Origin of the sequence: Pseudomonas sp. ADAK7, from assembly GCF_012935675.1 — a bacterium.
Taxonomy (GTDB): Bacteria; Pseudomonadota; Gammaproteobacteria; order Pseudomonadales; family Pseudomonadaceae; genus Aquipseudomonas.
Window position 1 is genome coordinate 1,471,445 of record NZ_CP052861.1, and the last position, 12,775, is coordinate 1,484,219.

Genomic DNA, 12,775 nt, shown 5'->3' on the forward strand with positions numbered 1-12,775 from the left:
GACTATGCGTCAGGGTGTTTTTTCATCGCCACGCTCCAGCACTAGAGTGGCGACATCTTCTTCCCACTCTCTGGAGCAACATCATGAAAAACCTCATCGGTCTTACCTTCGCCCTTACCGTCCTTGGCGCCACTTCGGCGTACGCCGCACCACAAGCCATTGCCGCCGTGAAAGTCGGCCACCCGGCCGCCCAGAACGTCAACACCGTTGGCGTCGACACCGAGCGCAAAGGCAGCGTCAACCTGCAACAGAACGCCGAACAAACCAAACTCTTCGTCGCGGAAAACCGTCCTGAGTTCGGTTCGAAGTATCAGCGGATCGATGCTTGAGTGTCGTGTGGTTTAGTCAAGTCTGACACCGCACCTGTGGCGAGGGAGCTTGCTCCCGTTGGACTGCGCAGCAGTCCCCTTCTTTGGGGGCCGCTTCGCAGCCCGGCGGGAGCAAGCTCCCTCGCCACAGGTTTTTTGTTTGACTGAAAATCTATCAAGCGCTTTAACCCGCTAGCCGCGCCGCCAACGCCTTGGCCTGGCTCGCCACATCCGTCACCGCCGTGCTCTCCCACCACATGCCGCGCAACGGCGGGCCCATGGCGAACAACCGTTGGGCGACCTGTCCGTCGGCATCGAGCACCGCACCATCCACTGCCGCAGCGATCCCCAGCGCCAACGGTCCCGGTTTGATCAGCCCACGCGCCAGCAACTGCTGTGGCAACGGTCGGGCAACCCGGCGCCAGTCGTATTCGATGCCGCTGGAGTTGATCAGCGCAGCCCCGCTGACCACCACGGTTTGCGCTTCGCCACGCCGCCGAATACGAATGTTCACGCCACCGTTCACCGAAGGCTCCAGCCCCTTGAACGACGCCGCTTGAATCCGCAACCGCCCTTCCCCGTGCAACCGTTCCACCAACTCCGCGCTCAACGGTGGCGAACGATGGTGATGACTTTCCCACCACGGCCGCACGTGCCGCACAAACTGCCGGCGCTGCACGTCCGTCGCCTGATTCCACAAGCGGCCAATGTGCGCGCGCACGGTGTCGAGCGGCGATTGCCAATCGATGCCCTGGGCGACGGCGTCCCGGCAATGCCGACGCAGCTCGCGCAGCAACTGGCGCGGCGTGCGAATGCTGTGATCCTCGGCCAGAAAATCCACCCACGCCGGCGGCTGGCGCCGGACATGCGGCAGCAATCCATGCCGGGAAAACACTTCGATGGGCCCGCGATGCCCGGCCTGTTCCAGCGACACCACGGCATCGACCATGGTCAGGCCCGAGCCGATGATCAGCACGGTGGATTGCGGGTCAAGTTGTCGCATGGCGGCCACGTCCCACGGGTCCAGCGCTGCCGCATTCAAGCCGCTGGATTCGGTCTGCGGCGTACGTGCCGCAGGGAACATCCCCGTGGCCAGCACTGCAAAAGCGCCCTGTAACTGCTGCCCGTCGCTCAAACTCAACCGTACGCAATCATCGAAGGCTTGCAGGTCCACCGCCTCGGCCCGTACGTGCTCAACCGAAGAGCCGTTCACCGCCCCAACCGTCTGCGCTTCCGCCAGACGCTGCTGCACATACAAGCCGAAAATCCCCCGTGGCGGAAACAACTCGCTGACCGGCACATGCTGCTCGTCCGACTCCGGCCAGCCGCCAGCGGCGATGTAATCGGTCAGCCATTGGGTCAGGTCATCGGCGTTGTCCGGGTCGACGCTCATCCGCGCCGCATTGCCGTTCAGCGTGTGGCCCAATTCGACCGCGCTATACGCCTCGCCCCGGCCCAGTTCGGCACGGGGTTCGATCACCAGCACTGAACGCTTGCCGGGTAAACGCAACAGTTGCGCCGCCAGCATCGCGCCGCTGAGGCCGCCGCCGATGATCAGGATGTCTGCGTGGCGGATGGCGTCGGTCGCCTGTCCGCTGGGGGTTTGATTCATCGCAATCTCACGGTCAATGTTTGCCTAGATAAAAGTCGTGCAAATCGCCTCGGGCCAGCAGCTCTTCGGCGCTGCCGGACAATACGACCCGTCCGGTGTCGAGCACATAAGCCTGGGACGCATACTTGAGCGCCACATTAATGTTTTGCTCGGCAATCAGGAAGCTCACCTGCTCGTCGCGATTGAGCTGGGCGACGATCTCGAAAATCTCCTGGACGATAATAGGCGCCAAACCCATGGAAGGTTCATCAAGCAGTACCAAAGTAGGACGCGTCATTAACGCACGACCGATGGCGACCATCTGCTGCTCGCCGCCGGACGTCAGGCCGGCCTGGGTCTTGCGCTTGGTTTTCAGGCGGGGGAACCAGGCGTAGATGCGCTCCAGGTCACGGGCCAGGTCCTGGCGACTCAAGCGCCGGACAAACCCGCCGCTGCGCAGGTTGTCCTCCACCGTCAATTGCGGGAACACGTGCCGACCCTCCAGCACATGGACCATGCCCTGGTGCACCCGCTCGCTCGGATCGATTCCGGCCAGATCACGCCCGAAAAACTCGATGCTGCCGCGACTGACCTCCGCCCGCTCGGCCCGCACCAGCCCCGAAATCGCCTTGAGCGTGGTGCTTTTACCGGCGCCGTTGGCCCCGAGTAACGCGACGATGCCGCCCTTGGGCACCGTCAGCGAGACCCCGGCCACCGCCAGGATCGTGCCGTCGTAGATCACTTCGATGTCCTTGACCAGCAACAGGTCATGGGCGGCGATGTCGCTGGCGGTTTGGCTCATGGCTTATTCATCCCCGGTGCAGGTGCGTGGCGTCAGGCCTTTTTCCTTGGCGAACGCCGCGGATTTTTCATCGATCAATGGCCGCAGCAAGGCGCGATCCGCCGCAATCCAGTCGCTGATCAGCGTCCAGTTGGCGCCGTCCCACTGCTGCACCCGCGCCGAACCGCCGCCCTCATGATCCTTGCACGACAACTTGAGGTTCTGCATCAACCCGAAGTAGCCCATGTCCTTGAGCCGCGCATCGTCGATATTCAAGTGTTCCAGGCCCCAGCGGCCTTCCTCGCCGTTGAGCGGACGTTTGCCGAACTTGCCTTGGGCGGTGCGGATCGCTTCGACCATTACCGCCGCGTTCACCAACCCGGAGTTGTAGTAGACGCTGCCGAAATTCTTCAGGTCCTTGAGGTCGCTTTTGCCCTTGTCGAGGATGTACTGCTTGAGGCGTTTGTGGATCTCGAAGTCGGTGCCGGCCGGGTATGGTGTCAGCGCCAGATAGCCTTTGGCGGCGGCACCGGCGGGCAATACGTCTTCGCTGGAGCTGGCCCAGATGTCGCCGACGATATGGTCCACCGGGAAGCCGAAACGTGCTGCGGTCTTCACCGCTACCGGCGTGGAAACGCCCCAAGTGCGCAAGAACACCCAATCTGGGTTGACCTGGCGAATCTGCCGCCATTGCGACGACTGTTCGTTGCCCGGATCCGCCACCGGAATCTGGATATTTTCGAAGCCGTATTTCTCGGCCAACAGTTTCAACGGCCCCAGGGTTTCGCGCCCGTAAGCCGAGTCGTGATAGACCGTGGCAATCTTCTTGCCCTTGAGTTTGTCGAAGCCGCCCTCGCGCTGGGCGATGTAGTTGATCAGGCTCGATGCCTCGCTGTAGAAGGTCAGCATCACCGGAAAGTTGTAGGGAAACACCGTGCCGTCGGTGGCTTCGGTACGACCGTAGCCAAGGGTGATCAGCGGGATTTTGTCGACCTCGGCGCGCTCGCTCAGGGCGTAAGCCGCCGGGGCGCCGTTGGGCGAATAGATCGCCACCGGGGCGCCATCCAGGCCGTTCTTGAAGCGCTCATAGCACTCGATGCCCTTCTCCGCCGTCCACTCGGTCTCGCATTCCTGCCAGACCAGTTTCACGCCATTGATCCCACCTTCCACCTCGTTGATGTAGTTCAGGTAGTCGAGCATCCCGGCCCACACCTGCACGCCGCTGGAGGCGTAGGCACCGACCCGGTAGGTGGCCAACGGGAAGAACTGCTGGTCCGCCGAGGCCTGGACCAGCGGCACTGCACTGCTGAACACCGCCAGCGTCAGGGCCGCACCGAGCAAGGAACGTTTCAAGGTTGCACGCATGTTGTCTCTCTATTCAGATAGGAATTCAGAAGCGCAGCGGCCAGTGGCTCAGCCGTTCACGAAGGTTGCCCAGCAGGCGAATCAGGCCTTCCGGTTCCTTGATCAGGAACAGGATGATCAGCACGCCAAAGATGATTTTTTGCAGGTTCTGTAGTTGCCCGGCGTCCACCGAACCGCCGAACATGGCTTGCCCGGCGTGGCTGAGCAGGATCGGCAGCAGACTGATAAACGCCGCGCCGACGAAGTTGCCGGCGATGCTGCCCATGCCGCCGATAATGATGATGAACAGGATCTGAAACGAGCGATTGATATCGAAACTGCTGGCGCTGGCGGTGCCCAGGTAAGCAAAGGCCCACAGCGCCCCGGCGATGCCGAGGTAGAACGAGCTGACGGCAAACGCCAGGTGTTTGTAGCGCACCACCGGGATGCCGATCACGGCGGCGGCGGTGTCCATGTCACGGATCGCCATCCAGTTGCGACCGATCTGGCTTTTCACCAGGTTTACCGCGACCCAGGTCAACAGCAGCACCGTGGTCAGGGTCAGCAAATAGCGGCCGACGGGGGTATTGAGGTCATGGCCGAACAGCGCCAGTTTCGGCGCGGAAATGGTCCCGGACGAGCCGTAGTTGTAGAACCAGGGGAATTTGACGAACAGCCACTCAAGGAAAAACTGCGCGGCCAGCGTGGTGACCATCAGGTAAAAACCCTTGATCCGCGAACTCGGCAAACCGAACACGAAACCCACCACGGCGCTGATCAATCCGCCGCCGAGCAGCGCCACCGGCAAACCCAATTCAGGCAAGCGCAGCAGAAAACCATAAGTGGCAAAGGCGCCAACCGCCATGAACCCGGCCGCACCGACCGACGTCTGGCCGGTATAACCGGTCAGTAAATTGAGGCCGAGCCCGGCCAGGGACAGCACCAGGAACGGGATCAGAATCGCGTTCAGCCAATAGTCGTTGCCAGTCAGCGGCACGATGACGAAAGCGATCAACAACAGGCCAAGCAAGGCAAACGGTACACGGCGCTGGACCAACAGCGATGGCGCGGTTTCGCGGGCAAGGGAAATCGACATGGGTTCAGACTCGCTCGATGGCGCGCTCGCCGAACAGACCGGCGGGACGGATGTAGAGGAAGGCCAGGGCCAGGACATAAGCGAACCACGGCGTGATGCCGCCGCCGATCAACGGGCCGATGTAGACCTCGGCAAGGTTCTCCGCCGCACCGACGATCAGCCCGCCGACAATCGCCCCGCCAATCGAGGTGAAGCCGCCGATGATCAGCACTGGCAAGGCCTTGAGCACCACCAGCGACAGGGAAAACTGCACCCCTTGGCGCGCACCCCAGAGCAATCCGGCGACCAGCCCGACCACGCCGGCCACCGCCCAGACGATCTGCCAGATGCGATTGAGGTTGATGCCAATCGACAACGCCGCAGTGGTGTCATCCGCCACCGCGCGCAGGGACACGCCGATCCGGGTCTTGTTGAACAGCAGCGCCAACACCGTCACCAGCACGATGGCGGCAGCAGCGGCGATCAGGTCGAACTGGCTGACCATCATCCCGCCGATAAACAGCGGCACGTCATCGATGCCCAGATCCAGCGCCCGCACCTGCGAACCCATCAAACCCTGGGCAAGCCCTTCGATGATGAATGACAGTCCAAGGGTGGCCATGAACAAGGTGATTTGCGAACGGTTGACCAGGGGCCGCAGCACCAGCCGTTCGATCAGCAACGCGCCGATGATCATCACCACGACAGTCAGCAACAGCGCCAAGGCAAATGGCACGCCCTGGTCGTGCAGGCTGACGAAGGTCAGCGCGGCGAACAGCAGCATCGAGCCCTGGGCAAAATTGAACACGCCGCTGGCCTTGTAGATCAGCACAAAACCGATGGCGACCAGCGAATACATGGTGCCGGCGAGCAAACCGCCGAGCAGGGTTTCGAAGAAGAACGTCATCAGTGCACCACTCCCAGATACGCCGCGATCACGTCGGGATCGGCCTGCACTTCGGCGGGTGTGCCATCGCCGACCTTGCGTCCGTAATCGAGCACCACGACGTGGTCGGACAGGCCCATGACCACGCTCATGTCGTGTTCGATCAGCACGACGGTGGTGCCGAGGTCGCGGTTGATGTCGGCGATGAACCGGGCCATTTCGTGTTTCTCTTCGGCGTTCATCCCGGCCATGGGTTCGTCGAGCAGCAACAGGCGCGGGCCGGCGATCAAGGCGCGGCCCAGCTCTACGCGTTTTTGCAGGCCGTAGGAGAGATTGCCTACCGGCACGTCGCGGTGGGCTTGCAGTTCGAGGAATTCGAGAATGCCTTGGGCCTGCTGGCGGAAGTCTGCGGCTTCTCGGCGGGCACGCGGTAGGTTGAGCGCCTGCTCGATAAAGCTGCTGCGCAAGTGCCGGGACAGGCCGGTGAGGACGTTGTCGATCACGCTCATTTTCTTGAACAGCGCGTTGTTCTGAAACGTGCGCCCGATGCCCCGGCGGGCGGCGGTCAGCGGGTCGATGCGTTTGAACGGTTGTTGCTCGAACACGATGGCGCCGGCATCGAACGGGTACACGCCGTTCAGCACATTGAGTAGCGAACTCTTGCCGGCGCCATTGGGGCCGATCAATGCGCAGATCTCGCCCCGGCGCACGTCGAAGGACAATTCATTGATCGCCTTCACGCCTTTGAACGACAGGGAAATGCCGCTGACTTGCAGGATGGAATCGGTCGAGCTCATGCGATGTCCCGTTTGAATTCGGCGAGCCAGGTTGGCGCGGGTTGAGCGTCAGGGGTGCGGGGGGCTTGCCAGATGAAATGCAGGTTGTGAAAGCCCAGCAGGCGGCGGACGCGGTTCTTGATCAGGCGTTGCAGGGGTTTTTCCGGGTGAGCGATGGCCCAGTCGCAGAGACGTCGGCGCCAGGTGTTTTGCGGGGCAAGGCGACTTTCGATTTCATCGGCCAGACGTTGCAGGCGTTCGGCGGATAGCAGCAGTCCGGACGGCGCCACTTCCCGGCGATCACGGCTGGCGCTGCCGGGGCTTTCCGGAAAAGCCAGGGGTTGGCCGCTGGCCAGCCATTGATCGAGCACCACCGTCAGGCCGTCCTGCCAATCGCTGCCCTCTTCGCTCCAGAGCTGGGCGCCGGCGAGGCCGAGGCGCAGACGTTGCGGCGGCTCCACCGGGCCGAGCAGTTCGGCGAAATTCAGCAGTGATTGGCCGTGGTTGAGCCACAGTTGTCGGGTTTGCCGTCCTTGGATGAAGGCGTGGGTGGGACGGCTGCGCCATAGCGCTTTGTGCAGTGACTCCGCATCGAGGGTGTCGGGCAGCGTCAGTACTTCACCGCCGACATGCCTCGCCGCCAGCGCCAACAGCAACAGATCCGGTTCGAAAGCACCGCTCAGGGCCAGCCGTGAATCCTCGGTAAAACCCTGCTGGCGCAGGCCATCGGCCAGCCGCTCGACATCGCGCAAGGCATCGATCCAGCGCCAGGCAAACCACTGGCCGTGACGCTTATGCCGCAGCGCGGTTTGCAGCGGACTGACCTGGCCCCAGTGGCGCAACTGTTCCAGAGCCTGGGGCGCCTTGACTTGCCATTCGGCAGTGTCCGCGGTGGGCGGACGCTTGAGTTCGTGCACGCTCATGGGGTGACCTCCTGTTCATGGGAAAAAGCGTGCGGTGGTCCGCTGGGCTGGCTCTTCATCTGCTCGTTCCCACGCTCTGCGTGGGAATGCCGCCATGGACGCTCTGCGTCCGCTGTTGGAGCTGGGGACGCGGAGCGTCCCGGGATGCATTCCCACGCGGAGCGTGGGAACGATCATCACGCCGACACCACCTTCTTCTCCTGCTGCCGCAACGCCGCCAGGTCCCGATACCCCGCCCCCGGGTGAATCTCCGGCAAGCGCGGCCCTTCGCCAAACAACTTCTCGCGCAAGGTCCCCGGCGCGTATTCGGTCTTGTACACCCCACGCTTCTGCAACTCCGGCACCAGCAATTCCACGGCGTCGATGAAGGTTTCGTGGGTCAGCGCATAGGCCAGGTTGAAGCCGTCCACGTCGGTGTCCTCGACCCACTCTTGCAACAGGTCAGCAACGGTTTCCGGGCTGCCGACAAACAACGGCCCAAACCCGCCAATCCCGACCCAATCGGCCAATTCATTCGGGGTCCAGACCTTGTTCGGGTCCGCCGTGGAGAACGCTTCCACCGCCGACTGAATCGCGTTGGTGTGCACGTGCTTGAGCGGTTCATCCGGTTTGAACTGGCTGAAATCAATCCCGGTCCAGCCGGAAATCAACGCCATCGCACCTTCGTAGCTGACCCAGGTTTTGTATTCCTCGAACTTGGCTTTGGCCTTGGCATCGGTCTCGCCGAGGATCACCGTTTGCAAGTTGAAGATCAGAATCTTCTTCGGATCGCGCCCCGCTTCAGCCGCGCTACGACGGATATCCGCCACGGTTTTCTTCAGCAGCACTTTCGAAGGTGCCGCGACAAACACGCACTCGGCATGCTCAGCGGCAAACTGCTTGCCGCGACTCGACGCGCCGGCCTGATACAACACGGGCGTGCGCTGCGGCGACGGTTCGCACAGGTGAATCCCTGGCACCTGGAAGTGCTTGCCGACGTGCTGGATCTCGTGGATTTTGCTCGGGTCGCTGAAGACCCGTCGCTCACGATCACGCAGGATCGCGCCCTCTTCCCAACTGCCTTCCCAGAGCTTGTAGCAAACCTCCAGGTACTCTTCGGCGAAGTCGTAACGGGCGTCGTGCTCGGTCTGGTTTTTCTGCCCGAGGTTCTTCGCGCCGCTTTCCAGATACGAGGTGACGATGTTCCAACCGGCGCGGCCCTTGGTCAGGTGATCCAGGGTCGAGAGGCGTCGGGCGAACGGATACGGATGCTCGAAGGACAACGATGCAGTCAGGCCGAAACCCAGATGCTCGGTGACCAGCGCCATCGGCGGGATCAGTTGCAGCGGATCGTTGACCGGCACCTGCGCTGCCTGGCGGATCGCCGCGTCACCGTTGCCGTTGTAGACGTCGTAGATGCCAAGCACGTCGGCGATGAACAGGCCATCGAACTTGCCGCGCTCGAGGATTTTCGCCAGATCGGTCCAGTATTCGAGGTCCTTGTACTGCCAGGAGCGGTCCCGGGGATGCGCCCACAAACCCGGCGACTGATGGCCGACGCAGTTCATGTCAAACGCGTTGAGTCGAATTTGGCGAGCCATCAAACGACGCTCCTGAAACTTGGAGGATGGATGCCGTTAAGGCGGAAATTGCCGATGAGATGGAGTTTCCAGCGCAGTGGATCATGCAGCGAGCCATGCAGCGCGGTGCGTTGGCCGGTGAGTTCAAATTCGGCGTTGCTCACGGCATTCAGGGCGTCGGCGCTGGCCAGGTGCGACTCGGCGATGGCGACGCTGATTTCCGTGTCGTCCTCGGCGCTGTGCAGAAAGTCTTCGGCACGTTCCAACAGTGCGGCAGCGACTTCGATGCGAATGTGCAAATCGCCGAAGCGGCTGATGACATAGGGATCATCCGTGGCCTGAGCTTGTTGGCGGACGAAACGCAAGGTCGCATCAAGCAGGCTGCGGGCGTTGTGCAAGTCGTGCTGACTTTTGGCCAGGGGCTCGTTGGCAGCAATCGGTTGGGTCAAGGCGTTCATGGTGGGCTCCTCAGTTCCAGGCGTGGCGCGCGGGCTTCACGCCGTTGAGCAGGTAGTTGCCGATCAGGTGGTATTTCCAGCGTGCCGGGTCGTGCAGGGTGTGGGTCCGGGCGTTGCGCCAGTGGCGGTCGAGGTTGTACTTGCCGAGCACCGAGCGGGTGCCGGCCAGTTCGAAGAGTTTGCTGCTGGCGAGCAAGGCGATTTCGGCGGACAGGACTTTGGCCTGGGCCACCACCACTGAGGCGTGGGCGACCGTGTCTTCGTTGGGGCTGATCAAGGCCTGGTCGATGGCCTGGCCGGCCTTTTTCAGAATGGCTTCGGTGCCGTGGACCCGCCATTCGAGGTCGCCGATGGCGGCGATGCTGAACGGGTCCTGCCAGCCGTGATCGTTACCGCTGTCGATCCACGGCCGGGATTCGCGGGCGTAACGCTTGGTTTCTTCCAGAGCACCGACAGCGATGCCGGTGTCGACGGCGGCCTGGATGATTTGCGAGATCGGGCCGTCGGCGGTGGGTTCGTCGAAGGCTTTGTGCGCCGGGATGACCGCGCTGCGCGGGACTTTCACCGCGTTCAACGTGACGCCACCGCTGGCGGTGGTGCGCTGGCCGAAACCGTCCCAGCTGTCGATCACCGTCAGGCCCGGGTTGTCGCGCTCGATGAAGGCGATGAACGCCTTGTTGTCTTCATCCACCGCCACCGCCGGCACAATGTGCGCAAACAACGCGCCGGTGCAGTAGAACTTCTCGCCGTCGAGTTGCGCGGTGTCCTGATCGAAACGAATGCGGGTTTCAAACGCCCCGGCGTTTTTGCTTTTGGATTCGGAAAAGGCGTTTCCGAAACGGTAGCCCTGCAGGACTTTGCCGAAGTAGTAGCGCTTCTGCTCTTCGGTGGCGGTTTGCAGCAGGATGTCGAGCACGCCGAGATGATTCTGCGGGATCTGGCCGAGGGACGAATCGGCGGCGGAAATGATCCTGATTACCTCGGCGACGGTCACGTAGGACACGCCGGCGCCGCCGTATGCCTTGGGAATGGTGATGCCCCACAGGCCACTGGCGGAGAATTCGTCCAGCTCAGCCACCGGCAGGCGTCGCTCGCGGTCGCGAACGCTGGCCTCGACGGCGAAACGTGCTGCGAGTCTGTGCGCGACGGCGATGGCTTCGGCGTCCGAGCGGATGACATGGGCGGTGTTGGGTGAGGTGGTCATGGGGCCGACTCCGTGGTTCCGGGTGAATACCCAAGACCTTTTGCAGGAGTCGTGCCTGATATTAAAAACCTTTTATTTCAATGCCTTGCATAGCCATCCAAGAAAAACTTGAAGCTTAAAAACAGCAAAGTGTTCATCCACTGTTGGCCTGGAAACAGTCAGATCACCACATTACGCACAAACCGCGCCGCCACTTTCCCGTCATTGCGATAGGTATGAGGCTGGTTGCTGGCAAACATATAAAACTCGCCAGCGGCAATTTCGTGGGGCGTGTCGCCCAGCATAAGGGTCAGGCAGCCCTCGAACACGTAGAGCTGCTCGCTCCAGCCGTCGGCATCCGGTTGCGATGGATAAATCTCTCCTGGTTGCAGGCACCATTCCCATTGTTCCACCTCGCGGGTGGCGGTGGCTTTGGAGAGTAGAACGGCTTTGCTGCCGGGGATGGTCCCGGCCCAAGCCACTTCGTTGATGCGACTCGGGTCGCGGGCGTCCGGGGCCTGGATCAGGTCGCTGAACGCCACCTCCAGCGCTTCGGCCACGCGGTCGAGGGTGGTCAGGCTGACGTTTTTCTCGCCGGCCTCAATGGCCACCAGCATGCGCCGGCTGACCCCGGACTTTTCGGCCAGGGCGGTCTGGCTCATGTCGGCGGCGTGGCGCAGCCGTTTGACGTTCTGGCTGACGTGCTGGAGGACCGAAGCCCGGGGCGGAGAATCTTTGTGCACTATATTGCTCACTCGATGGGGTTGGGCAGTATACTGCGCAACTTCGGGCGCATTGTGCGTCCACCTCAGGTAGCGCGCAAGGTCATGACGTCGGTGAATTCCCCCCAGGCTTCTTCTCGTTTTTCGCGGTTCAGCAAGGCCGAGTGCGTGCTGGTGCTGATTACCATGGTTTGGGGCGGGACGTTCTTGCTGGTGCAGCATGCGATGACCGTCAGTGGCCCGATGTTTTTCGTCGGCCTGCGCTTTGCTGCGGCGGCGTGCATTGTCTCGCTGTTTTCCTGGCGCAGCCTGCGGGCGTTGACGTTGCTGGAGCTCAAGGCCGGGTCTTTTATTGGTGTGGCGATCATGCTCGGTTACGGCTTGCAGACCGTGGGGTTGCAGACGATTCCCAGCAGTCAGTCGGCTTTTATTACCGCGTTGTACGTACCGTTTGTGCCGTTGCTGCAATGGATGGTCTTCGGCAAGCGTCCAGGATTGATGCCAAGCATTGGCATCATGCTGGCCTTCACCGGGTTGATGATGCTGTCCGGGCCTTCCGGTGCTTCGCTGGATTTCAGCCCCGGCGAAATCGCCACGCTGATCAGCACCGTGGCGATTGCCGCTGAAATCATTCTGATCAGCACGTATGCGGGCCAGGTCGATGTGCGTCGGGTGACGGTGGTGCAATTGGCGGTCACCTCGATGCTGGCGTTTCTGATGGTGGTTCCTACGCAGGAAGCGATCCCGCACTTCTCCTGGCTGTTGTTGGGCAGCGCCCTGGGCCTGGGTGCGGCCAGTGCGGCGATCCAGGTGGCGATGAACTGGGCGCAGAAGAGTGTTTCACCAACCCGGGCGACATTGATCTATGCCGGTGAGCCGGTGTGGGCCGGGATTGTCGGGCGTCTGGCCGGGGAGCGTTTGCCAGCGATTGCGTTGCTGGGGGCGGGGTTGATTGTGGCGGCGGTGATTGTCAGTGAGTTGAAGACCAAGGGTAAGGCAGTCGCTGAGGTTGAGGATGATCTGAAGCGCGAAACAGAGCACTGATCGTTCCCACGCTCCGGCGTGGGAATGCAGCCCCGGACGCTCCGCGTCCCAAAAGCTGACGCAGAGCGTCTAATGAGGCATTCCCACACAAAGCATGGGAACGAGCACAATCAGGCTATCCCGCC

Annotated in this window: 13 protein-coding genes; 2 read left to right on the forward strand and 11 right to left on the reverse strand. The window is 62.1% G+C overall.

Going from position 1 to position 12,775, the window contains the following annotated elements; genetic code table 11:
• Positions 1-83 precede the first annotated feature (83 nt).
• Positions 84-329: a hypothetical protein gene (locus tag HKK53_RS06700; protein ID WP_169370122.1), complete on the forward strand. Its 246-nt coding sequence runs from the start codon at positions 84-86 to the stop codon at positions 327-329.
• A 163-nt stretch (positions 330-492) separates the two neighbouring features.
• On the opposite strand, the gene HKK53_RS06705 is transcribed toward HKK53_RS06700, so the two are convergent.
• The 11 genes from HKK53_RS06705 to HKK53_RS06755 all read right to left on the reverse strand — a co-directional run bounded on the left by HKK53_RS06705 (position 493) and on the right by HKK53_RS06755 (position 11,627).
• A complete protein-coding gene (locus HKK53_RS06705) occupies positions 493-1,920 on the reverse strand; it encodes an FAD/NAD(P)-binding protein (RefSeq protein WP_169370123.1) in 1,428 nt (475 codons plus the stop codon).
• A gap of 13 nt (positions 1,921-1,933) precedes the next feature.
• Complete coding sequence (locus HKK53_RS06710; RefSeq protein ID WP_169370124.1) at positions 1,934-2,701, reverse strand: ABC transporter ATP-binding protein; 768 nt, start codon at positions 2,699-2,701, stop codon at positions 1,934-1,936.
• Between the two features lie 3 nt (positions 2,702-2,704).
• Positions 2,705-4,045, reverse strand: a complete 1,341-nt coding sequence (locus HKK53_RS06715; RefSeq protein WP_169370125.1) for an ABC transporter substrate-binding protein — start codon at positions 4,043-4,045, stop codon at positions 2,705-2,707.
• A 25-nt stretch (positions 4,046-4,070) separates the two neighbouring features.
• A complete protein-coding gene (locus tag HKK53_RS06720; RefSeq protein ID WP_169370126.1) occupies positions 4,071-5,120 on the reverse strand; it encodes a branched-chain amino acid ABC transporter permease in 1,050 nt (349 codons plus the stop codon).
• A 4-nt stretch (positions 5,121-5,124) separates the two neighbouring features.
• Positions 5,125-6,006 (reverse strand): branched-chain amino acid ABC transporter permease, encoded by an 882-nt coding sequence (locus tag HKK53_RS06725; RefSeq protein WP_169370127.1) that lies wholly within the window; start codon positions 6,004-6,006, stop codon positions 5,125-5,127.
• On the reverse strand, positions 6,006-6,782 hold the full coding sequence (locus tag HKK53_RS06730; RefSeq protein ID WP_169370128.1) for an ABC transporter ATP-binding protein: 777 nt from the start codon (positions 6,780-6,782) through the stop codon (positions 6,006-6,008). Before HKK53_RS06730 ends, HKK53_RS06725 begins: the two co-directional genes overlap by 1 nt.
• A complete protein-coding gene (locus HKK53_RS06735; protein WP_169370129.1) occupies positions 6,779-7,684 on the reverse strand; it encodes an acyl-CoA synthetase in 906 nt (301 codons plus the stop codon). Before HKK53_RS06735 ends, HKK53_RS06730 begins: the two co-directional genes overlap by 4 nt.
• Positions 7,685-7,860: 176 nt before the next feature.
• Positions 7,861-9,264: an LLM class flavin-dependent oxidoreductase gene (locus HKK53_RS06740; RefSeq protein ID WP_169370130.1), complete on the reverse strand. Its 1,404-nt coding sequence runs from the start codon at positions 9,262-9,264 to the stop codon at positions 7,861-7,863.
• Complete coding sequence (locus HKK53_RS06745) at positions 9,264-9,701, reverse strand: acyl-CoA dehydrogenase (protein ID WP_169370131.1); 438 nt, start codon at positions 9,699-9,701, stop codon at positions 9,264-9,266. Before HKK53_RS06745 ends, HKK53_RS06740 begins: the two co-directional genes overlap by 1 nt.
• Before the next feature lie 10 nt (positions 9,702-9,711).
• On the reverse strand, positions 9,712-10,905 hold the full coding sequence (locus HKK53_RS06750) for an SfnB family sulfur acquisition oxidoreductase (protein WP_169370132.1): 1,194 nt from the start codon (positions 10,903-10,905) through the stop codon (positions 9,712-9,714).
• 158 nt (positions 10,906-11,063) lie between these two features.
• Entirely contained in the window at positions 11,064-11,627 is a 564-nt protein-coding gene (locus tag HKK53_RS06755; protein WP_169370133.1) for a helix-turn-helix domain-containing protein, read from the reverse strand.
• A 15-nt stretch (positions 11,628-11,642) separates the two neighbouring features.
• On the opposite strand from HKK53_RS06755, the gene HKK53_RS06760 reads away from it, so the two are divergent.
• A complete protein-coding gene (locus HKK53_RS06760) occupies positions 11,643-12,650 on the forward strand; it encodes a DMT family transporter (RefSeq protein ID WP_178117481.1) in 1,008 nt (335 codons plus the stop codon).
• Positions 12,651-12,775 lie beyond the last annotated feature (125 nt).

Coding starts and splice junctions, on each gene's coding strand:
- HKK53_RS06720 (WP_169370126.1), bottom strand. CDS start 5,120: ATGTCGATTTCCCTTGCCCGCGAAACCGCGCCATCGCTGTTGGTCCAG.
- HKK53_RS06715 (WP_169370125.1), bottom strand. CDS start 4,045: ATGCGTGCAACCTTGAAACGTTCCTTGCTCGGTGCGGCCCTGACGCTG.
- HKK53_RS06745 (WP_169370131.1), bottom strand. CDS start 9,701: ATGAACGCCTTGACCCAACCGATTGCTGCCAACGAGCCCCTGGCCAAA.
- HKK53_RS06730 (WP_169370128.1), bottom strand. CDS start 6,782: ATGAGCTCGACCGATTCCATCCTGCAAGTCAGCGGCATTTCCCTGTCG.
- HKK53_RS06760 (WP_178117481.1), top strand. CDS start 11,643: ATGGGGTTGGGCAGTATACTGCGCAACTTCGGGCGCATTGTGCGTCCA.
- HKK53_RS06705 (WP_169370123.1), bottom strand. CDS start 1,920: ATGAATCAAACCCCCAGCGGACAGGCGACCGACGCCATCCGCCACGCA.
- HKK53_RS06750 (WP_169370132.1), bottom strand. CDS start 10,905: ATGACCACCTCACCCAACACCGCCCATGTCATCCGCTCGGACGCCGAA.
- HKK53_RS06710 (WP_169370124.1), bottom strand. CDS start 2,701: ATGAGCCAAACCGCCAGCGACATCGCCGCCCATGACCTGTTGCTGGTC.
- HKK53_RS06735 (WP_169370129.1), bottom strand. CDS start 7,684: ATGAGCGTGCACGAACTCAAGCGTCCGCCCACCGCGGACACTGCCGAA.
- HKK53_RS06725 (WP_169370127.1), bottom strand. CDS start 6,006: ATGACGTTCTTCTTCGAAACCCTGCTCGGCGGTTTGCTCGCCGGCACC.
- HKK53_RS06740 (WP_169370130.1), bottom strand. CDS start 9,264: ATGGCTCGCCAAATTCGACTCAACGCGTTTGACATGAACTGCGTCGGC.
- HKK53_RS06700 (WP_169370122.1), top strand. CDS start 84: ATGAAAAACCTCATCGGTCTTACCTTCGCCCTTACCGTCCTTGGCGCC.